The following is a 20,480-nucleotide window of genomic DNA, read 5'->3' as shown; positions in this document are numbered from 1 at the left end:
CTTACTTGAAAGCGAATTTACTCATTGTCCGTCCTGGTCATGATTAGAGTTGTTTGGGGATTTCCAGACCGCGAATGACCGCTGGCCGCGCCACGAAGCGTTCCAGCACCCGCAATACGTTGGGGTAGTTGTTGATCCCCACCAGATCCCCCGCTTCATAAAACCCGATCAGATTGCGCACCCAGGGAAAGGTGGCGATATCGGCGATGGTGTAGCGATCGCCCATGATCCAGTTGCGCCCGGTGAGTTGCTGTTCAAGCACATTCAGCAAGCGCTGGCTCTCCGTGACAAAACGGTCACGGGGGCGCTTGTCTTCGAATTCCTTGCCGGCGAATTTATGGAAGAAGCCGACCTGGCCGAACATCGGGCCGATGCCCGACATCTGGAACATCAGCCACTGGATCGTCTCGTAGCGCGCCGCCGACTCTTGCGCCAGCAGTTGCCCGCTCTTGTCGGCCAGGTAGATCAGAATCGCCCCGGACTCGAACAATGCCAGCGGTCGATCACCGGGGCCGTGGGGGTCGATGATCGCCGGGATTTTGTTGCTGGGGTTGAGCGAGAGAAACTCGGGGGACAGCTGGTCATTGCTGTCGAAAGCCACACGGTGCGGCTCGTAGGGCAGCCCGATCTCTTCGAGCATGATCGACACCTTGACACCATTGGGGGTCGGCAAGGAATACAGCTGGATCCACTCAGGATACTGCGCGGGCCATTTCTGGCTGATGGGAAAAGCGGAAAGATCGGTCATGGTGTACTTCCATTAACAGTAAGGATTGCTGAGGGCTGGTCACAGACCTGGCTCTTACGGCGGCTTGATTATAGGTCGACATTTATTGCAATAACCCACTGGAACCGTCAACCACGGGCCATTGCGCCTGCCCCTTCTTAAATCCGCAACATATTGTCGATAACCTTGCTATCAACCACGCTCCAGGCCGGATAAAGTGCTGCGAATTGGCGGGAATCGAACCAAACGGCTTCAACGGACTCTGAAAAGTATCCTTTTGGTAATCGAACCAAACTACATCCTCAACGACATGGAAAACCACGCAGAGCCGGAAGCTCCCAGTGGACAGGTTTGTCAACCTCAATCGAAAGCGCTGAAGATCAACAATTCAATGAAGATCCCCCCGAATTTCGTCAAACGCCTGAAAAACCGGCCCTATATAGCCTTGTCCGCGCTATTGGTGGCCGGTGCGTTGTTCCTGGCGCTGGAGGCCCGCGAAAGCCGTGCCCAACCGGCAGACGGAATTCAGACCCTGGTATTCCTGCGTCATGCGGAAAAACCCGCCGGTGGTCTCGGCCAGCTCAACTGCCAGGGGCTGAACCGCGCCATCGATCTGGCCACCCTGCTGCCGGAAAAGTTCGGCAAGGCCAATTATGTGTTCGCCGCCAACCCGACGCGCAACGTCGAGGAAGGCGAACAGGACAATTCCTACAGCTATATCAGACCGCTGATGACCATCAGTCCCAGCGCGATAAAGCTCGGGCTGCCGGTGAACATCAACTTCTCGGCCAATGACACCAGCGATCTGGCTGACGAACTGCTGGAAGACAAGTACCACAACTCGACCATCTACACCGCCTGGTCCCACGGCTACCTGCCGGAACTGATCAACAAAGTGGCTGAAGAAGCCATCGGCAAAAAACAAACCATCACCGATGACTGGAAATCCAGCGATTTCGACTCGTTGTTCGTACTGACGCTGACCTGGCACAACGGCAAGGCGACTTTGCTCAGCCACAGCTACAAGCAAGGCCTGGACGACGGGGCAGAGGATTGCCCGACATAGTCGGTCGGCTGCAAGCCACGCGCAGCGGGGTCAACGGCACTGAGTTATGATGCGCCGTTCTGTGTTGCTTTAAGCCAGGGCGATATTGGGTTTAATGCAATGATTGCGGTGTGCTCCAGGGCCAATCGCGAGCAAGCCCGCTCCCACACTTGACCGAGTCTCGCCGCAAAATCGGCGGTCAACGCAGATTTAATGTGGGAGCGGGCTTGCTCGCGATGGGGGCCGGAAGGGCCCCACACCCGCCCGCATTCAATCGCCGGACTTGCAGCCAACAAAGATCACCTGCCGCGCTCACACAGATACTCGAGCACGGCAGCCTGCCCGCCGACAAACTCGATGCGATCGTTTTTGCTCTCACGCTGAAAGGCATACATCGGGTCGTAGTACTCACTCAGCAAACCTTCGATCCAGGCACGGTGCTGATCCACCGCCCCGCTACTCGCCTGCTGCGCCAATGCCGCCTCCATGAGCGCCAGCATCCGCTGGTGACGCTCGCCGCCCAGGCGCTTGTGAATGTTATTCAAGCTCGCCAGCAGGCGCTCGGAAAACAGTGCAAAACCCTGTTCGCCATGCACCGCGATGAACTCGGCACACAGGTCGATCACGTAATCGCGCAGGATCCGCTCGACCCGCCCTTGCAGGCTGTCTTCGAGCCAGACCATGGGAAAGCGCTGCATGCCCTGATACAGCGGCAATGGCAAAGCGCAGCTCCCAACCATGCGACTCTCATCCTCCAGCACGAACTGCTCGATGCCCCCGGCGCGCTTCTTCAGCACATCGACGGCCAAGCGGTTCTCGAAATCGATGTTGGAGGGTTGGCCGGTCGCCCGCTTGCCGAAACTGGAGCCGCGATGATTGGCGTGGCCTTCCAGGTCCAGACCGTTGCTCAACTGCGTGAGCAGCTCGGTCTTGCCGGTGCCGGTCATGCCGCCGAGCAGAATGAAATCGCACTGCGCGATTGCTTGATCCACCGTCTCCAGCAGAAAGGTGCGCATTGCCTTGTAGCCACCGGCAACTCGCGGGTAGTCGATGCCGGCCTCGTCCTTGAGCCATTGCTGGACGATCTGCGAACGCAAGCCACCGCGAAAACAATACAGATAACCATCGGGATGGGCCCGGGCAAAGTCAGCCCAGGCCTGGATGCGTTCGGCCTTGATGGCGCCGGTCACCAACTGGTGACCGAGAGCGATGGCCGCCTGCTGGCCATGCTCTTTGTAACAAGTACCCACCCGTTGCCGCTCGTTGTCGGTCATCAATGGCAAGTTGATCACCCCGGAAAAGGCGCCCTTGGTGAACTCGACCGGGGCACGGGTATCCATCATCGGCCGGTCGTTGAGGAAGATGTCGCGGTAGTCGGTGGTGTCGATGGGCATCAGAACACCTCTACCGCGTTAGTCTGTCGGGCAACCAGTTCACCGATCGGCTCAAGGCTGAGACCCAGCTCGGCGGCAACCGCGAGGAACTGCGAGTTGCCCTCGGGAGTCACCGCCACCAGCAATCCGCCGCTGGTTTGCGGATCGCAGAGTACCCGCTTGTGCAACTCCTGGACGCGACCGACCTTGCTGGCATAGCTGTCGAAGTTGCGCAGGGTTCCGCCCGGCACGCAGCCTAGATCAAGGTAATACTCGACCCCCGGCAGGCGCGGCACGCGATCATATTCGATGCGCGCGGTCACGCCACTGCCATCGGCCATTTCCACCAGATGCCCGAGCAGACCAAAACCGGTGACATCGGTCATCGCCGTCACGCCCGCCAGCTTGCCAAAACGGCTGCCGGGCTTGTTCAAAGTGCACATCCAGTCGCGAGCCAGACCGACATCGGCGTCGCGCAGCTTGCCCTTCTTCTCGGCCGTGGTCAGGATGCCGATGCCCAGGGGTTTGGTCAGGTACAGCAGGCAACCGGCGGTGGCGGTGTCGTTGCGCTTCATATGGCGCTTTTCCACCAGCCCGGTGACGGCCAGGCCGAAGATCGGCTCCGGTGCGTCGATGGAGTGCCCACCGGCCAACGGGATCCCCGCCTCGTCGCAGATCGAACGCCCCCCACGAATCACTTCCCGGGCAATCTCCGGCGCCAGCACGTTGACCGGCCAGCCAAGAATCGCAATCGCCATCAACGGATCGCCGCCCATGGCATAGATGTCGCTGATGGCATTAGTCGCGGCGATACGGCCGAAATCGAATGGATCGTCGACGATCGGCATGAAGAAGTCAGTGGTCGATACCACGCCGCGCTCTTCATCGATGGCATACACCGCCGCGTCATCGCGGGAGGCGTTGCCGACCCAGAGTTTCGGATCGAGGTTCTGCGCACCACTGCCGGCCAGAATCACCTCCAGCACCTGGGGCGAAATCTTGCAGCCGCAGCCTGCGCCGTGGCTGTACTGGGTCAGGCGAATCGGCTCGCTCATGGGGTGCACCTCGTCAAGTCAAGGTGAGTGATTCTACAGCAACGTCGCCCCGCAGGAATTTCCACAGGGTGCGATCTTCGGGTGGTTCGCCAGTTGACCAGGATCAGAATCAGAATCAAAAGATCGCAGGCTGCGCCAGCTCCTACGCCAACCTCGTACACAGGTGATTGATCGGGTGTACGCAAATCCCCGTGTAGGAGCTGCCGCAGGCTGCGATCTTTTGATCTTGCTCTTCGACAGCCTTCCAAATCGCACTGACCTTGTGGGAGCGGGCTTGCTCGCGATGACGGTTTAACATTCAAAAATCATGTGACTGTCTGTCCGCTATCGCGAGCAAGCTCGCTCTCACATTTGGTCTGTGGTGTTTTCTAGATCGCATTCCTCTGTTGGCGAATCGGCCGCTAGCCGGATTAAGCTTCGGCAGTTCCTACGCCGCCTTGCATAGCTGCCTACAACTGCGCCAGAATCCGCCGGCTTGTGCGCCGAGCTGCCCGTCTCTATCGTTCCCCAGTCGCTGCCAATTCAGCGACCGGGTTTGGTAGCCCTAGCTCATCAAGGCGCACAGCGCCGACGTTTCCAATCAGTTGGCGCTTTTTTGTCGCCTGCTGTTTTGTTATGGCGGTTGTGCGTAGGGCGCTCTCGAGCGCGCCGGATTCCTTGGTGCCCGGTCTACCAACCTGCGTACAGTCGCCACCCTATCGTTTGGTAGCAATAGGCCGCGGCTCCATTCATCAAGGAGCGTCTCCATGTTCAAAGTAACCCCCAATCCCCCTGAAACCGAAAGCACCTCCCCCTATACTTCCCTCGATCCAAAAAAGCTCCACCAAGCCGCCGAACGCGCCCTCGATTTCCACCTGCTGCCGTGCGAATCCAAACCAAAAACCGTCCCGATATCGCCGAACATCTTCACCGTGGTCGACGGCATCGATACCGAGCGCCTGTTGGTCAACCTTAGCGAAACCCTGGCCTCGGCCAATGTGATGGTCAGCGACCTGGCATTCGAACTGGAAGGCTCGCGCCGGTATTTCGCGCTGGGTATTCAGCAGATGATCGAACTGGGCGAACTGTTAGCGAATCGTGTGCTGGATAAGGTCGATCCACGCGACTCGGCGAAGTAACGGGTCAGCCACAGGCGCCCGCCTGGCACGGACCCTGTGGGAGCGAGCTTGCTCGCGATGACAGTTTAGACTGCCGGTCCGCTATCGCGAGCAATCGAGCGTCGACTGGCTGCTCCCACATTGGGTCTGTGGTGCTTCCTAGATCGCATTCCTGCGCAGGCGAAAATACACTCAAACGGATGCCACCACGCTGGAGAACCAACCCACTCGGACCGCGAAGCATGACGACATCTAACAAGATGTTTCCGTCCGCCATTTCGAGTGAATTTTCCGTGACGCCAGGGATCATTTGATTTACCAACAGGGAGGAATAGCGGATCTATGAACAACGCAAAACTTTTCGTTATTGAATACACACTGCACGGCACGCCAAAGTCTTTCATCATCCGCCTGGACAAAATGGACAATGCAGAGGCTTGGCACTGGGCGAGTTGTGATGCGGGGGTCGGCCGGATTGGTCGGTTCGGCCTGGAGAAAGTGAAAAAAACCAGCAGACCGGTGGCCGAGAAATTCGGCATAGAAAACGTCACCTGGCGACCGACCAACTGATCGTCGATTCGCTACGCCGGACGGCAGGCCGATCAGCGCCTGCCGTACCCGGCTCCCTCTTCAATCAGCAAGCAGCAGCGTCAGCCGTGAGCACCCTTGGCACACTTGCAGCCGCTTGAAGCGCACGCTTCTCCATTGGGGTGATGATCGGCACACGCCTGGCAGCAATAGTGCTTGCCGTGACGGACGATGGAATGCTCGCCGATTTTGCAGTTGCAGTCTTTACAGGCACAGATGTCATTTGCCATGAGTTCGACTCCATTGTTGTGGTCGTCAAGGCAAAGCTTAGCAGCCGCACCTCACTCAGTGAGCGCGCTTTGCCGATCCGGGTGCCTGACGATCCTGCTCCTGCTTGATCGACTCAAAAGTTGAAGGCGTAGTTCAGAATCACTCGATGCTCATCGGCGCTATCGGCGTAATTGGAGCGGTTGGTTGCATAACGCCAACGCACTCCCAGGTTTTTCAAAGGTCCGCCCTGAACCACATACCCAAAGTCAGTGGCGCGCTCCCATTCATGACCCGTTTCGCCGCTGGCGCGCAAGCCAGCCGCCTTGGTGGTGCGGATACGGCTGGCGTCGACATCATCACCCTTGACGTAACGCAGTCCGAAGCTCAGGCCCGGCACGCCGAGGGCGGCGAAGTCATAGTCGTAACGCGCGTGCCAGACCCGTTCGTTGGCCATGGCGAAGGTGCTGACCTGCATCTCGCTGAACAGGTAAGTATCGCTGCCGCCCACATAGGCATACGCGGTATCACCAGAGACCTTCTGATAGCCGCCGCTGAGCGTATGACCGGCCATGGAATAGCCAAGGTTGCTGCTGATGGTCCGGTTATCCACCTCGCCAACCAGTTGCCGGCCGGTTTCCCTGGCATCGAAATACCGCAGTTCGACAAATGCCTTGCCCGGGCCGAGCGCCTGGCTGAATTTCAACCCATAGAAATCCCGGCGAAAGAAGTCTTCCAGCTCGCTGGAGTGAAAACTGAGGCTCAGGTTCGGCAGTACTTGGTAGTCAGCCCCAGCGTAAATAAGCCGATCGCTGTTGATGCTGGTCGAATAAGCCCCTTGCTGGCTCATGATGGTCAGCTCTTCGGAGTTGGAAGAATCGCGTTGCTTTACCGAATCGACTTCGCCCAGGGTCAATGTCAGCGAATCAATATCCTTCGATACCCACTGCGCGCCATTGAATACCTGTGGAAACAGACGGCTGGTGTTGGAGGCCAACAGCGGCAATTGTGGGCTCAAGCCGCCCACCTGCAGCAGGCTGTCGGCAAACCTGGCCTTGGCTATCACCGCCGCTTTTGAATAATTGTCCTCGGCGCGCTTGTTCGAGTTTCTGGGCAACAAGCCCGAACCGCTGCGGTCAGGACTGGAGTCGAGTTTCAAGCCCAGCATGCCGATGGCATCGACACCAAAGCCCACCGCCCCCTCGGTGAAACCGGATTGCAAACGCAGGATAAAGCCTTGCGCCCACTCTTCGCGTTTCGATTGCGTGGCGCCACTGTCACGAAAATCCCGGCTGAAATAGAAGTTGCGAAGCTCCAGGCTGCCTTTGCCCTCTTCGATGAAACCGGCACAGGCACCGGCGGTAAAACTGCATAGCGTTAAAGCGACAGACACGCGGGACACATGAGATGTTCTTATCATTATCAACTCATTGTTCGACTATTCATTGTTATCGCAGGCAGCAAAAGGCCGATCGGGATGAACTGTCCCAATGCCTTTGCTGCCCTTCTCGGAGGTGTCAGTTATTTCAACGGTTGTTCCGAACTGGCTATTTCGGACAAACAGCCGGGTTACGGACAAAGCGCGCAATCATAAAAACGCTTAACAACAGCACCGGCGTAATCGCCAGCATGCCCATGTAGGTCTGGCCGGTCAGATCGTTGATATAGCCGACCATATAAGGCGCCACCATGCCGCTCAATTGTCCGATGGAGTTGATCGCCGCGGTACCGCTGGCAATGGCAATACCGGAGAACGTCGATTGCGGAATGGTCCAGAACACCGGGATGGCAATGAACGAGCCCGCCGTCGCGAGAATCAGCGCCAGCATCAGAACCAGCGAGTTGTCGAAGAACAGACAAGCCAGCAGATAACCCAGGGTCGAGGCGATCATGCAGATCAGCAGATAGCTCTTGCGATCACCGCTGCGGTCCGAACGACGGGTCACCAGGATCATGCCGATACAGGCGATGACATAAGGCAGCGAGGTCAACAGACCGACAAAGGTCGGGTTCTGTACACCCGATTGTTCGATCAGGTGCGGCATCCAGAAGTTGATACCGTAGCTGGCGAGTTTGATGGCGAAGTAGATCATTGCAAAGAGTGCCACTTCGCGAGTCAACAGGACTTTCCACAACGAGGCATGCTGCGGTTTGCGGTTGGCACTGTCGTGGTCGAGATTCTTTTGTAGAATCGCCTTCTCTTCGGTGGACAGCCATTTCGCCGATTGAATGTTTCTATCCAGTTTCCACAACACGATCAGGCCCAACAGGATGCATGGCAGGCCCGATAGCAGGAACAGCCAGTGCCAACCGGCAAGGCCCATGAAACCATTCATCTTCGCCAGGATCAGCCCGGCCGCCGGCGCACCAATGGCCCCTGCCAGCGGCACGGCGAGAAACCACAGGCCGTTGATTCGCGCCAGGTACTTCTTGGGAAACCAGCACGCCAGGTAGAACAGGATCGCCGGACCGAATCCCGCCTCCATCACGCCAATCAGAAAGCGCAGAAAATACAGGGTGTACTGGGTGTAGGCGAACATCAGGCAAGCGGTGGCCACTCCCCAGGAAATCATGATCCGGCAGATCCAGTTCGGCGCGCCGTATTTCTTCAAGCCGATACTGCTCGGCACTTCAAACAGCACGTAACCGATGAAGAACATGCTCGCCGCCAGACCATAGGCCGCGTCATTGAGGCCCAGTTCCGCCTGCATCTGGGACTTGGCGAAGCTGATGTTGATTCGATCGAAGTACGAAAACAAAAAGCAGATGATCGCCAGCGGCACGATGCGCCAGGCCACCCGACGGTAGAGCAGCAGTTCCTGTAGATTTTCATCACTGCGCACGCCAGTAATGGTTTCAGTCGTAGCGACCATATCGTTCTCCGGTTCTTGTAATTATATTGAGATCTTTTTAATTGCGTTGCTTCTTGACCCTCCTCCCCCGTTCGCAGGCCTGCGGCATGGGGGATGACGCTTAGCCAATCCGCTTGAGTGTCTGTTTGTGCGTTTGCGCTCGCTCGATGTAGTCACGGGCGTTTTCACGGAACTTGCCGATATCCGCCGCGTTCAACTCTCGAACTACCTTGGCCGGCGTCCCGAGAATCAGCGAGTTGTCCGGGAACACCTTGCCTTCGGTCACCAGGGCTCCGGCGCCGACCAGGCAGTTCTTGCCAATCACCGCACCGTTGAGCACCACAGCCTGAATACCAATCAGACTGCCATCGCCCACGCTACAACCATGGAGCATGGCTTGATGGCCGATGGTCACTTCCACGCCAATGGAGAGTGGGAATCCCGGATCGGTGTGTAGCACTGCGCCTTCCTGGACATTGCTACCGGCGCCGATGGCGATTATTTCGTTGTCTCCGCGCAGCACCGCTTGCGACCAGACGCTGGAGCCTTCGGCGAGTACTACCTTGCCAATCACTGTCGCGGCCTCGGCGACGTAGGCACTGGGGTGAATGTCCGGTTGGTGGTCGTCATACTGATAAATAGCCATGTGCAATCCTCCTCTGTGGGGCAGCGTTCAGTCATCGGTCTTGAATACGCCGGCGGCGCGCAATTCTTCGATCTGGTTAGCGCTGTAGCCCAACTCCAGCATCACCTGGCGGGTGTGTTCGCCGATCCGCGGAATCGAGCAACGGGGTTGCAGGCGCTGCCCGTCCAGTGACAACGGCAGCAATGGCATGTCGGTATGTGAACCGTCTTCCAGCTCCAGACTGGCCAGGCCGCCGCTCTGTTTCAGGTGCTCATCGTCGAACAGCTCTTCGGGTCGGCGAATGGGCGCAAAGGGAATGCCGTTGGCTTCCAGCAACAGCGCGAAAGGTTGCGCCTCCATGGTCGCGAACACTTCGCCCAGGTGGGCCAGCAGTCGTGGCCGTTGCAGGACCCGATCATTGTTGGTGGCCAGGCTCGGATCATCGAGCAAGGCCTGCTGGCCGAGCAGATTGCACAACATGGTCCATTGCCCTTCGCCAGTCGCAGCGACGAACATCTGCTCCTGGCCGGCAAATTCGAATACGTCATAGATAGCCCAGGCGCTGATGCGGTTGGGCATCGGTGCGGCGGCTTCACCGGTGACCACAAACTGTTGCATATGCTGGGCCGAGAGCAGCACGCAGTTTTCGTAAAGCGCGCTCTGTACCTCCTTGCCGACGCCGGTCTTATGGCGTTCGATGATCGCCGCCAGAACGCCGATGGCACCAAACATGCCCCCCATGATGTCGTTCACCGAACTGCCGGCGCGCAACGGCCGACCTACCGGCCCGGTCATATAGGCCAGGCCGGCCATCATCTGCACCACTTCATCCAGCGCCAGACGCTTGTCGTAGGGGCCGTTTAGAAAGCCCTTGTGGGAGGCGTAGATGAGTTTCGGATTGCGTACGCGCAACGACTCATAGTCCAGGCCCAGGTCCTTCATGCGCCCAGGCTTGAAGTTCTCGATGAACACGTCAGCTGTGTCGATCAGGCCCAGCGCCGCTTCACGGCCGTTGGGGTCGTTGACATCGATGGAGATGCTTTTCTTGTTGCGGTTGAAGGTGCGGAAGAACCCGGCACCGGCCCCCAGTAAACGCCGGGTACCGTCGCCCCGCACAGGCTCGATCTTGATCACTTCGGCACCGAGGTCGCCGAGGATCATGCCGCAGGTCGGGCCCATGACCATATGGGAAATTTCAACGACGCGGATACCGTCGAGAGGGAGTGTCGACATGATGCTTGTCTCCATGAGAGAGGCTTGAATGACGGGCGTCAGGCGTTGGCGTGGGTCGCGGCGAAGTTCTTTGGCAAACCGGCGCGGGCGATATAGCCGTAAAGCGGCTCACCCGGCAGGGACTGCTCGAGCAAGGCCCTCGTAGCGATCAGTTGTTCGAGATCGATGCCGGTGTCGTAATCCATGCTGGCGAGCATGAAGACCAGGTCTTCAGTGACGGTATTGCCCGAAGCCCCAGGGGCAAACGGACAACCACCAAGCCCGGCCAGGGAGGAGTCCAGCTCGCGGATACCGTGTTGCACCGCCACCAGGCTATTGACCAGGGCCAGCCCGCGGGTGTCATGGAAGTGCGCGGCCAGCAACTTGTCGCCGGCGATTTCGCGGATGGCGATCAGCGTCTCCGCCACCTGGCCCGGCGTGGCGTACCCGGTGGTGTCACCGAGGGACACCGCATCGCAACCGGTCTGCAGCACATGCCGGGTCAGCCGGCACAGGTCGGCAAGTGGCACGGTACCCTGACGGGTGCAGCCGAATGCCACGGACATGCCGGCGATCATTTGAACCTGATGCTGGCCCGACTGGCTGCGCAGTTCACACATGCGGGCAAACTCCTCGACCATCTCCAATGGCGTACGACGCACGTTTGCCAGGCTGTGGGCAGCGCTCACTGAAATTGGCGCGACGATACGGTGAGCACCGGATTCCAAGGCGTTTTCAGCACCACGCAGGTTGGGCGCGAGAACGCTGACGATCAAACCGGGAAAGCTCAGGGCATGGCGAACCACTTCACGGGCATCGGCCATTTGCGGGAGCAATTTGGCCGGTACGAATGAAGCGACCTCCATGTACCGCACGCCAGCGGCATAAGCCGCGTCGATCCACTTGCACTTGTCGATGGTCGGCATGACCTGTTGCAGGCTTTGCAAGCCATCGCGCATGCCGACTTCGTTGATTATTATTTTTGTCATCAGGCGTCTCTCAAGGCTGTGTTGCGTTGAGGGCAGACTAGGCAGACACCGGCATTGGGAAAAGACGTTATTCACGGGTTGATCCATCGTGAAGCGCGATGGATCGGAGGGAGGGCATGGGCCAATCGTCAGATTTTGAGCGCGGACGAGACCGCCAAGATCGCAGCCTGCGTCAGCTCCTACGCCGATTCCATGCACCCTCACATTATCTGGTGTACGCAAAACCCGTAGGAGCTGCCGCAGGCTGCGATCTTTTGGGGCCCACGGTACTTCAGGAGGCAGGCACCCTCGCCAACAAATGATTCAACAACCGCCGCGCCGACAAGGACAAGGCATCGACATCGCGAACGCAGATGACAAACTCGCCATGTGCCCAGTCATCTTCCAGAGGAATCACCTGCAAGTTGAACAGCTCGGCGTAGCGCTCCACCGCCTCCAGGGGAAACACCCCCAGCGCAAGCCCGAACTGGACCAGCCGGTACGCGGCATCGAAGGTTGAAACGTGGGTGCGGAATCGCAGCTCCCGCCCCTCCTGAGCCGCGGTCCGTTGCATGTAGGTATTCAGGGTGGCGAAGGACGACAACCCCAGATGGTCGTAATCGAGGGTTTCGCGAAAGGCGATGCTGCTGCGCCCGGCCAGCGGATGGCTGGCGTTGACCACCACCGCCAGATGGTCGGTGCGGTAGGGAATGAACTGCAGATCGCCGACAGCCATGGACTTGCGACAGATCCCCAGGTCCGCGTTGCCCTCCAGTACCCCGCGCACCACATCCGGGCTGAAGCGCTCTTCTATATCGACCTGAATATGTTCATTGGCCGCCAGAAACTCGGAGAGTTCTTCCGGGAGGAACTCCATGATTGCCGAGATATTGGCCAGGATGCGCACATGTCCGCGCCCGCCTTCGGCATATTCGCTCAGTTCGCCCTGGAGTTTTTCCAGGCTGCGCATCAATTGCCGGGCATGGCGTAACAGCGCCTGCCCCGCTGGCGTCGGCACTACGCCGCGTTTACTGCGCACCAGCATTGGCGTGCCGACAGTGGCCTCGATATCGGCGATGCGCTTACTCACGGCCGAAGGCGCGATGAATTCGCGCTCGCTGGCCTTGGCGATGGTGCCTTCTTCACAGACTGCAATGAATAGCCGCAAGGACACCGGATCGATATGCCACATGCTCACGCCCACCCCTCAAGCCGCAGCGTCGCTCGGACCAGGCGCTGTTCTTCGTTTTCGATTTCCTTGAGGTTCTCGCAAATACTCTGAATGTGCGCGATCGCCGCCTTGCGGGCCTGCTCGGGCAAGCGTCCGGTGACGGCGTTGTAGAGCCGCGCATGCTGGCGGTCGATCTGGCGTTTTTGCGGTTCGCGGTGATAGAGGTTGTTGACCGAGGCGAATACCGAGTTGAGTAGCAGGTCGGTCAAGGAGCGCAGGGTCTGCACCAGCACCGGATTGTGCGAGGCCTCGCAGATCGCCAGGTGGAAGGCATGATCGAGCCGGGCATGGGCCGAGGCATCGAGCGACTGGGTGTGGGCCTCGACCAGGGCCTGGTAGCTGCGGGTGATCAGCACGAAGTCTGCCTCGGTGCCGCGCAAGGCGGCCAGGCGCGCGGACTCGCCTTCCAGCAGGCTGCGCACCTCGAACAGATCGTAGAGGGTGCGCGGCTGTGAGCTAAACAGATGCATCAAGGGTGACGTTGAGGTATGTCCCGACAGCTGCGCGACAAACGAGCCTTTGCCCTGCTCGGTCTCGATGATCCCTCTGGCTCGCAGCAGCTTTAGCCCCTCGCGCAACGCGGTACGCGACACCCCGAGTTTTTCCGTCAACCGGCGTTCGGAAGGCAGCAGCTGACCGGTCTTGAGCACCCCGTCGACAATCAAGCGCTCGATACGCTCGCACACCACATCCGCGACTTGCGGGGAACGACCGGATTCACTGCTGCTCATGCCACCTCCAACTGGTATGACCAGTGATAACGCTTAAACCAAGCATGTTGATCAACGCCATTAAGCATCTGAAATCATTGGTCTTTAATCGAAATACTTAAAATAACCTGAAAAAAAACTGGTTCGACCAGCCCTGGAACACATGGACAGTAATTCCCCCGAGGCCAATGATGCAAGTCAGCCGTTCCCATGAACGGGTCTAAAATAGACCTTATAAAAACAACTCAGGGTCATCAGCCACCCATGAACATTCTCTACGACGAACGCGTCGACGGCGCACTGCCTGACGTTGACAAGGATGCACTGATCCGGGCGCTGCAAGAACAATTGCCCGATCTGGATATCCTGCACCGCGAGGAGGAACTCAAGCCTTACGAGTGCGACGGTCTGTCCGCCTACCGCACCACGCCGATGCTGGTGGTACTGCCGCGCACTCTCGAACAGGTAGAAGGCCTGCTCAAGCTGTGTCATGAGCGCCGGGTACCGGTGGTCGCACGCGGTGCCGGCACCGGACTTTCCGGGGGCGCGCTGCCCTTGGAGAAAGGTGTGCTGCTGGTGATGGCGCGCTTCAACCGCATTGTGCAGATTGACCCCGCCGCCCGCAGTGCCCGTGTGCAACCCGGCGTACGCAACCTGGCGATCTCCCAGGCCGCCGCGCCTTTCGGTTTGTATTACGCGCCGGACCCCTCCTCGCAGATCGCCTGCTCCATAGGCGGCAATGTGGCGGAGAACGCCGGTGGTGTGCATTGCCTGAAATACGGGCTGACCGTGCATAACCTGCTCAAAGTCGAAATCCTCACCGTTGAAGGCGAACGGCTCACCCTGGGCAGCGACGCTCTGGACTCTCCGGGTTTTGATTTGCTGGCGCTGTTCACCGGCTCTGAAGGCATGCTCGGGATCATCACCGAAGTCACGGTCAAGCTGCTGCCCAAACCGCAAATCGCCAAAGTGCTGCTGGCTGCCTTCGACTCCGTGGAAAAAGCCGGCCGCGCGGTGGGCGACATCATTGCCGCCGGCATCATTCCCGGTGGTCTGGAGATGATGGACAACCTGGCGATTCGCGCGGCTGAAGACTTCATTCATGCCGGCTACCCGGTGGAGGCCGAGGCCATTCTGCTCTGTGAACTGGATGGGGTCGAAGCGGACGTCCACGACGATTGCGACCGGGTGCGTGCGGTACTTGAACACGCCGGCGCCACCGAAGTCCGTCAGGCCCGCGACGAAGCCGAACGGGTACGATTCTGGGCCGGACGCAAAAACGCCTTCCCGGCAGTCGGACGGTTATCGCCGGACTACTACTGCATGGACGGCACCATCCCGCGGCGCGAATTGCCGGGGGTGCTCAAAGGCATCGCCGCGTTGGCCGCCGAATACGACCTGCGCGTGGCCAACGTGTTTCATGCCGGTGACGGCAACATGCACCCGCTGATTCTGTTCGATGCCAATCAGCCGGGCGAACTGGATCGCGCCGAAGCCCTCGGCGGCAAGATCCTCGAACTGTGCGTCAAGGTCGGTGGCAGCATCACCGGCGAGCACGGTGTCGGCCGGGAAAAAATCAACCAGATGTGCGCCCAGTTCAACAGCGATGAGCTGACCCTGTTTCACGCAGTGAAAGCCGCGTTCGACCCCAGCGGCCTGCTTAATCCCGGCAAGAACATTCCGACCCTGCACCGCTGCGCCGAATTCGGCGCCATGCATGTGCATATGGGCAAACTGCCCTTCCCCGAGCTGGAGCGTTTCTGATGGGTGCCGAACAGAATATCGATGGCAGTGCGGCACTGCTGGAGCAGGTCAATCAGGCGCTCGCCAGTGCCACACCGCTGCTGATCCAGGGCTCCAACAGCAAGGCCTTCCTCGGCCGCCCGATCGCCGGCGAGATACTCGACACCCGTGGGCATAACGGCATCGTCAGCTACGACCCGACCGAACTGGTGATCACTGCTCGCGCCGGTACTGCGCTCAGTGAATTATCCGCCGCGCTGGAAGCGGCCGGGCAGATGCTGCCCTGCGAACCGCCGTCTTTCGGCGAGGGTGCGACGCTCGGTGGTATGGTCGCCGCCGGCTTGTCCGGTCCGCGCCGGCCGTGGTCCGGTTCGGTGCGTGATTTCGTCCTCGGCACCCGGGTAATTACCGGTTTGGGCAAGCACCTGCGCTTCGGCGGCGAGGTCATGAAAAACGTCGCCGGCTACGATCTGTCGCGCTTGCTGGTGGGCAGTTACGGCTGCCTTGGCCTGCTGACCGAAGTGTCGCTGAAGGTCCTGCCCAAGCCGCGCCTGTGCGCCAGCTTCTCTCTGGAAATGGACCGCGCCCGGGCCTTGGCCAAGCTTGCCGAATGGGGCCAGCAACCACTGTCCATCAGCGCCGCCAGCCATGACGGCGAGCGCCTGCATCTGCGCCTGGAGGGTGGCGAAGGTTCGGTGGCGGCGGCCCATGATCGCCTCGGCGGCGAACCGCTCGACCCAGGCTATTGGTGCGAACTGAATGAACAGCGCCTGGCCTTTTTCGACGAAGGCCAGCCGCTGTGGCGCCTGTCAGTGCCCAACAACACCGGCCTGCTCGACCTGCCGGGTGAGCAGCTGATCGATTGGGGCGGCGCTCAGCGCTGGCTGAAATCCGATGCCGATGCCAGCGTTATTCGTTCGATTGCCCAAGCGGCCGGTGGCCATGCGACCTGCTACAGCCACGCGCTCATCGACAGCCCGTTTCAGCCGTTGCCCCCGGCGTTGCTGCGCTACCACCGGCAACTCAAGGCGCAACTCGACCCGCAAGGGATCTTCAATCCGGGCCGAATGTACGCGGAGCTCTGAACCATGCAGACCACCCTGAGCGAGCAGGCCAAACGCCTGCCCCGCGCCGAAGAAGCACAAAGCATTCTGCGCACCTGCGTGCACTGCGGCTTCTGCAACGCCACGTGCCCGACCTATCAGCTGCTCGGCGATGAGCTGGATGGCCCGCGCGGGCGGATCTACCTGATCAAGCAAGTGCTGGAAGGCCATGAGCCCACCGCCAAGACCCAGCTGCACCTGGATCGCTGCCTGTCGTGCCGCAACTGTGAAACCACCTGCCCCTCCGGCGTGGATTACCACAACCTGCTGGACATCGGCCGCGCGGTGGTCGACGCCGCCGTGCCGCGCCCCCTCGGCCAGACGCTGCTGCGCGAGAGCCTGCGGGCAGTGGTGCCGAACCCGGGGCTGTTCAAGTCGCTGATCAAAACCGGAGAGGCCTTTCGCCCGCTGTTGCCCGAGGTACTCCAGGCCAAGTTGCCGCGCACCGTGCACCCGGCCAAACCGCGGCCAACCACCCAACATGCGCGGCAGGTGCTGATGCTCGAAGGCTGCGTGCAACCGAGCCTGTCACCCAATACCAACGCCGCCACGGCGCGAGTCCTCGATCGTCTGGGCATCAGCGTCACGCCGATCAGCCAGGCCGGATGCTGCGGCGCCGTCGACTACCACTTGAATGCGCAAAAGGCCGGGCTCGATCGCGCCCGGCGCAACATCGACGCCTGGTGGCCGAGCATCGAAAACGGTGCCGAAGCCATAGTGCAGACGGCCAGCGGTTGTGGCGCTTTCATTAAGGATTACGGCCATCTGCTGGAACAGGATCCGGCCTATGCGGCCAAGGCCAAACGGGTCAGCGCCCTGACCAGGGATCTGGTGGAGGTGCTGCGTGACGAGCCGCTGGAGCAACTTCAGGTCAAGGCGGCAACCCGCATCGCCTTCCATTGCCCCTGCACCCTGCAACACGCGCAAAAGCTCGGTGGCGCGGTAGAGGACGTGCTGACTCGCCTGGGCTTCAACCTCACCCAGGTACCCGACAGCCATTTGTGCTGTGGCTCGGCGGGCACCTATTCGCTGACCCAGCCAGAGCTGTCCCGGCAGCTGCGCGATAACAAGCTCAACGCCCTGGAAAGCGGCAAACCCGAGGTGATAGTCACCGCCAACATCGGCTGCCAGACCCACCTCGACGGTGCCGGCCGAACCCCTGTCAGGCACTGGATCGAACTGGTCGAAGCTGCCCTGCCTTAATCGAACCCCTGGAGCACCCCATGAAAACCAAATGCGTATTGAGCCAGACCGAAGTCAGTCAGATCCTCGCCGCCGCCCGCAGCGAAGCCCAGAACAATCAGTGGGCGGTGACCATCGTCATAGTCGATGACGGCGGCCATCCACTGGCCCTCGAGCGTCTCGATGGCTGCGCAGCGATTGGCGCCTATATCGCCACGGAAAAAGCCCGCACCTCGGCCCTCGGCCGGCGTGAGTCCAAGGGCTATGAAGACATGGTCAACGGTGGCCGCAGCGCCTTTCTTTCGGTGCCCCTGCTGACCTCGCTGGAAGGTGGCGTGCCGATCATCGTCGATGGCCAGGTGATCGGTGCGGTCGGGGTGTCCGGGGTCAAGGCCGAGCAGGATGCCCAGGTGGCGCGGGCCGGCGCCCAAGTCCTGAACTGACCGCCCTTCCACCAAGCCAGCAGCGCCTTTTGCGCTGAATCGATAACCACTGATGGAGACTCTGTGATGCCCGCTTTCGTCAACTGCCAGCGCCTTAAGGTGGCGGCGACCCTGCAACGCTTCATTGATGAAGAAGTCCTGCCAGGTACCGGCCTCGATCAACCAACCTTCTGGAGCGGCTTCGATGCGCTGGTGCATGAACTGGCCCCGCAGAATCGCGCCTTGCTCGCCGAGCGCGATCGCCTGCAAAGCGAGCTCGACACCTGGCACCGTGCCCATCCGGGACCGGTAAGCGACATGCCGGCCTATCGCAGTTTTCTCGACAGCATCGGCTACTTGCAGCCGCAACCCGCTCAGGTGCAGGTCAGCACGGCCAATGTCGATAGCGAAATCAGCAGCCAGGCTGGCCCGCAACTGGTGGTCCCGGCGGTGAATGCCCGTTATGCGCTGAACGCAGCCAATGCCCGCTGGGGTTCGCTGTATGACGCGTTGTACGGCACCGATGTGCTGTCCAATGAAGGCGGCGCAGCACCAGGCGCGGCTTATAACCCGCTGCGCGGGGCGAAAGTCATCGCCTTTGGGCGGGCTTTTCTCGATGAAATCGCGCCCTTGAGCACTGGCTCCCACGCCCAGGTGAACAGCTACCGGATTGAGTCCGGCCAACTGCAAGCGACCCTGAAAGACGCCAGTCAAACGACTCTGCTACAGCCTGGAAAATATGTCGGCTATCAGGGCCAGGCAGCGCAACCCACTGCCATCCTGCTGAAGAACCATGGCCTGCACGTGGAAATCCAGATCGACCCGGCCAGCACCATCGGCCGTGCCGACAATGCCGGGGTAAAAGACCTGCTGATCGAGGCAGCGCTGTCGACCATCATCGATTGCGAGGACTCAGTCGCCGCGGTCGATGCCGACGACAAAGTGCAGGTGTATCGCAACTGGCTGGGCCTGATGAAGGGTGACCTGAAAGAGGACCTGGAAAAGAACGGCAAAACCATCACCCGAAGCCTAAATCCCGATCGCCAGTACAGCACTGCCGATGGCAGCTCCCTGACGCTGCACGGTCGCTCGCTGCTGTTCATTCGTAACGTCGGCCACCTGATGACCAGCCCGGCGATTCTCGACGGCGAAGGCCTGGAGATCCCGGAAGGCATCCTCGATGGCGTGGTCACCAGCCTGATTGCCGTGCATGACCTCAAGCGTCGCGGCAACTCGCGCAGCGGCAGCGTCTATATCGTCAAACCGAAGATGCATGGCCCCGCCGAAGTGGCGTTTGCCGAGCAGCTATTCAGTCGCATCGAAGACCTGCTCAAGCTTGAACGGCACACCCTGAAGATGGGGATCATGGACGAAGAGCGACGCACCAGCGTCAACCTCAAGGCCTGTATCGCCGCCGCCTCGTCGCGGGTGGCCTTTATCAATACCGGTTTCCTCGACCGCACCGGTGACGAGCTGCATAGCGCCATGGAAGCCGGCGCCATGTTGCGCAAGGGCGACATGAAAAACAGCGCCTGGATCCAGGCCTACGAACGCAACAATGTGCTGGCGGGTCTGAACTGCGGCCTGCGCGGCCGGGCGCAGATCGGTAAAGGCATGTGGGCCATGCCCGACCGGATGGCCGACATGCTCGAACAGAAGATCGCCCACCCCAAGGCCGGGGCCAACACCGCCTGGGTGCCGTCGCCCACGGCGGCCACCCTGCACGCACTGCATTATCACAAGGTCGATGTCCGCGCGGTGCAAGAAGCGCTGGAACAGGTCGATCTGGCAGCCGTCAGCGAGGAGATTCTCAACGACCTGCTCACTGTTCCGGTGGCCACTTCGAGCCAATGGTCAGCCGAGGAAATTCGCGAGGAAGTCGAAAACAACGCCCAGGGCTTGCTCGGCTATGTGGTGCGCTGGGTCGAGCAAGGTATCGGTTGCTCGAAAGTGCCGGACATTCATGACGTCGGGCTGATGGAAGATCGCGCGACCCTGCGCATTTCCAGCCAGCACATCGCCAACTGGCTGCGGCACGGGGTGATCGACCAGGCGCAGACCCTGGAGATCCTGCAGCGCATGGCCCGAGTGGTCGATCAGCAGAATGCCGGGGATCCGCTTTACCGGCCAATGGCCGCCGACTTCGATGGATCACTGGCCTTTCAGGCGGCCTGCGCACTGGTGTTCCAGGGCTGTGAGCAACCCAATGGCTACACCGAGCCGTTGTTGCATAAGTTCCGGGCGGCGTTCAAGGGCGCTCGGCGCTGAGACAGTTGAGCATCAAGCACCGCTGAAAGATCGCAGCCTGCGGCAGCTCCTACGCCGACCGAGTACACCCGT

General features: G+C 60.2%; 20 protein-coding genes. 9 read left to right on the top strand and 11 right to left on the bottom strand.

Annotated features, from left to right (window positions below; all coding sequences use genetic code 11):
* Window positions 1-43: 43 nt before the first annotated feature.
* Window positions 44-748: a glutathione S-transferase N-terminal domain-containing protein gene (locus tag ACA064_RS10895; RefSeq protein WP_497673359.1), complete on the bottom strand. Its 705-nt coding sequence runs from the start codon at window positions 746-748 to the stop codon at window positions 44-46.
* Between the two features lie 370 nt (window positions 749-1,118).
* Here ACA064_RS10895 and ACA064_RS10890 point away from each other — a divergent pair, with 370 nt between their 5' ends.
* Complete coding sequence (locus ACA064_RS10890) at window positions 1,119-1,793, top strand: histidine phosphatase family protein (RefSeq protein ID WP_497673358.1); 675 nt, start codon at window positions 1,119-1,121, stop codon at window positions 1,791-1,793.
* 278 nt (window positions 1,794-2,071) lie between these two features.
* Here the strand turns inward: ACA064_RS10890 and mnmH are convergent, their stop codons facing one another.
* Complete coding sequence (gene mnmH / locus ACA064_RS10885; protein WP_497673357.1) at window positions 2,072-3,166, bottom strand: tRNA 2-selenouridine(34) synthase MnmH; 1,095 nt, start codon at window positions 3,164-3,166, stop codon at window positions 2,072-2,074.
* Complete coding sequence (gene selD / locus ACA064_RS10880) at window positions 3,166-4,200, bottom strand: selenide, water dikinase SelD (RefSeq protein WP_497673356.1); 1,035 nt, start codon at window positions 4,198-4,200, stop codon at window positions 3,166-3,168. The genes mnmH and selD overlap by 1 nt, the downstream gene beginning before the upstream one ends.
* A 746-nt stretch (window positions 4,201-4,946) precedes the next feature.
* On the opposite strand from selD, the gene ACA064_RS10875 reads away from it, so the two are divergent.
* The gene (locus ACA064_RS10875) at window positions 4,947-5,318 is read left to right on the top strand and encodes a DUF6124 family protein (protein ID WP_497673355.1); all 372 of its coding nucleotides are present in this window, start codon (window positions 4,947-4,949) and stop codon (window positions 5,316-5,318) included.
* A 321-nt stretch (window positions 5,319-5,639) separates the two neighbouring features.
* Window positions 5,640-5,867 (top strand): DUF6555 family protein, encoded by a 228-nt coding sequence (locus tag ACA064_RS10870; RefSeq protein ID WP_150804445.1) that lies wholly within the window; start codon window positions 5,640-5,642, stop codon window positions 5,865-5,867.
* A gap of 80 nt (window positions 5,868-5,947) precedes the next feature.
* Here ACA064_RS10870 and ACA064_RS10865 read toward each other — a convergent pair whose 3' ends face one another.
* A complete protein-coding gene (locus ACA064_RS10865) occupies window positions 5,948-6,115 on the bottom strand; it encodes a metallothionein (RefSeq protein ID WP_150804446.1) in 168 nt (55 codons plus the stop codon).
* On the opposite strand from ACA064_RS10865, the gene ACA064_RS10860 reads away from it, so the two are divergent.
* Window positions 6,062-6,223, top strand: a complete 162-nt coding sequence (locus ACA064_RS10860; RefSeq protein WP_497674368.1) for a hypothetical protein — start codon at window positions 6,062-6,064, stop codon at window positions 6,221-6,223. The genes ACA064_RS10865 and ACA064_RS10860 overlap by 54 nt on opposite strands.
* Before the next feature lie 5 nt (window positions 6,224-6,228).
* Here ACA064_RS10860 and ACA064_RS10855 read toward each other — a convergent pair whose 3' ends face one another.
* The 7 genes from ACA064_RS10855 to glcC form a co-directional block, all read right to left on the bottom strand.
* Window positions 6,229-7,512 carry an OprD family porin gene (locus tag ACA064_RS10855; protein ID WP_497673354.1) on the bottom strand — a complete coding sequence of 428 codons (1,284 nt, stop codon included), beginning with the start codon at window positions 7,510-7,512 and terminating at the stop codon, window positions 6,229-6,231.
* Between the two features lie 127 nt (window positions 7,513-7,639).
* The gene (locus tag ACA064_RS10850; RefSeq protein ID WP_497673353.1) at window positions 7,640-8,965 is read right to left on the bottom strand and encodes an MFS transporter; all 1,326 of its coding nucleotides are present in this window, start codon (window positions 8,963-8,965) and stop codon (window positions 7,640-7,642) included.
* Between the two features lie 100 nt (window positions 8,966-9,065).
* Window positions 9,066-9,590 carry a gamma carbonic anhydrase family protein gene (locus ACA064_RS10845; RefSeq protein WP_497673352.1) on the bottom strand — a complete coding sequence of 175 codons (525 nt, stop codon included), beginning with the start codon at window positions 9,588-9,590 and terminating at the stop codon, window positions 9,066-9,068.
* A 27-nt stretch (window positions 9,591-9,617) separates the two neighbouring features.
* Window positions 9,618-10,802 carry a CaiB/BaiF CoA transferase family protein gene (locus tag ACA064_RS10840; protein ID WP_497673351.1) on the bottom strand — a complete coding sequence of 395 codons (1,185 nt, stop codon included), beginning with the start codon at window positions 10,800-10,802 and terminating at the stop codon, window positions 9,618-9,620.
* Between the two features lie 38 nt (window positions 10,803-10,840).
* Complete coding sequence (locus ACA064_RS10835; protein ID WP_497673350.1) at window positions 10,841-11,770, bottom strand: hydroxymethylglutaryl-CoA lyase; 930 nt, start codon at window positions 11,768-11,770, stop codon at window positions 10,841-10,843.
* Window positions 11,771-12,041: 271 nt separating this feature from the next.
* A complete protein-coding gene (locus ACA064_RS10830; RefSeq protein WP_497674218.1) occupies window positions 12,042-12,941 on the bottom strand; it encodes a LysR family transcriptional regulator in 900 nt (299 codons plus the stop codon).
* A gap of 2 nt (window positions 12,942-12,943) precedes the next feature.
* Window positions 12,944-13,711: a transcriptional regulator GlcC gene (glcC, locus tag ACA064_RS10825; RefSeq protein ID WP_497673349.1), complete on the bottom strand. Its 768-nt coding sequence runs from the start codon at window positions 13,709-13,711 to the stop codon at window positions 12,944-12,946.
* A 243-nt stretch (window positions 13,712-13,954) separates the two neighbouring features.
* On the opposite strand from glcC, the gene glcD reads away from it, so the two are divergent.
* The 5 genes from glcD (at window position 13,955) to ACA064_RS10800 (ending at window position 20,408) form a co-directional block, all read left to right on the top strand.
* Window positions 13,955-15,454, top strand: a complete 1,500-nt coding sequence (gene glcD / locus ACA064_RS10820) for a glycolate oxidase subunit GlcD (protein WP_497673348.1) — start codon at window positions 13,955-13,957, stop codon at window positions 15,452-15,454.
* Window positions 15,454-16,518: a glycolate oxidase subunit GlcE gene (gene glcE, locus ACA064_RS10815; protein ID WP_497673347.1), complete on the top strand. Its 1,065-nt coding sequence runs from the start codon at window positions 15,454-15,456 to the stop codon at window positions 16,516-16,518. Before glcD ends, glcE begins: the two co-directional genes overlap by 1 nt.
* Window positions 16,519-16,521: 3 nt before the next feature.
* Window positions 16,522-17,739 (top strand): glycolate oxidase subunit GlcF, encoded by a 1,218-nt coding sequence (gene glcF / locus ACA064_RS10810; protein WP_497673346.1) that lies wholly within the window; start codon window positions 16,522-16,524, stop codon window positions 17,737-17,739.
* A gap of 20 nt (window positions 17,740-17,759) precedes the next feature.
* Window positions 17,760-18,161 carry a heme-binding protein gene (locus tag ACA064_RS10805; protein WP_497673345.1) on the top strand — a complete coding sequence of 134 codons (402 nt, stop codon included), beginning with the start codon at window positions 17,760-17,762 and terminating at the stop codon, window positions 18,159-18,161.
* Window positions 18,162-18,227: 66 nt separating this feature from the next.
* On the top strand, window positions 18,228-20,408 hold the full coding sequence (locus tag ACA064_RS10800; RefSeq protein ID WP_497673344.1) for a malate synthase G: 2,181 nt from the start codon (window positions 18,228-18,230) through the stop codon (window positions 20,406-20,408).
* Window positions 20,409-20,480: the final 72 nt, after the last annotated feature.

This window comes from Pseudomonas sp. LBUM1658 (assembly GCF_059716055.1).
The sequence above is the reverse complement of the archived record's forward strand: the minus strand, read 5'-3'. Positions and strand labels throughout refer to the sequence as shown.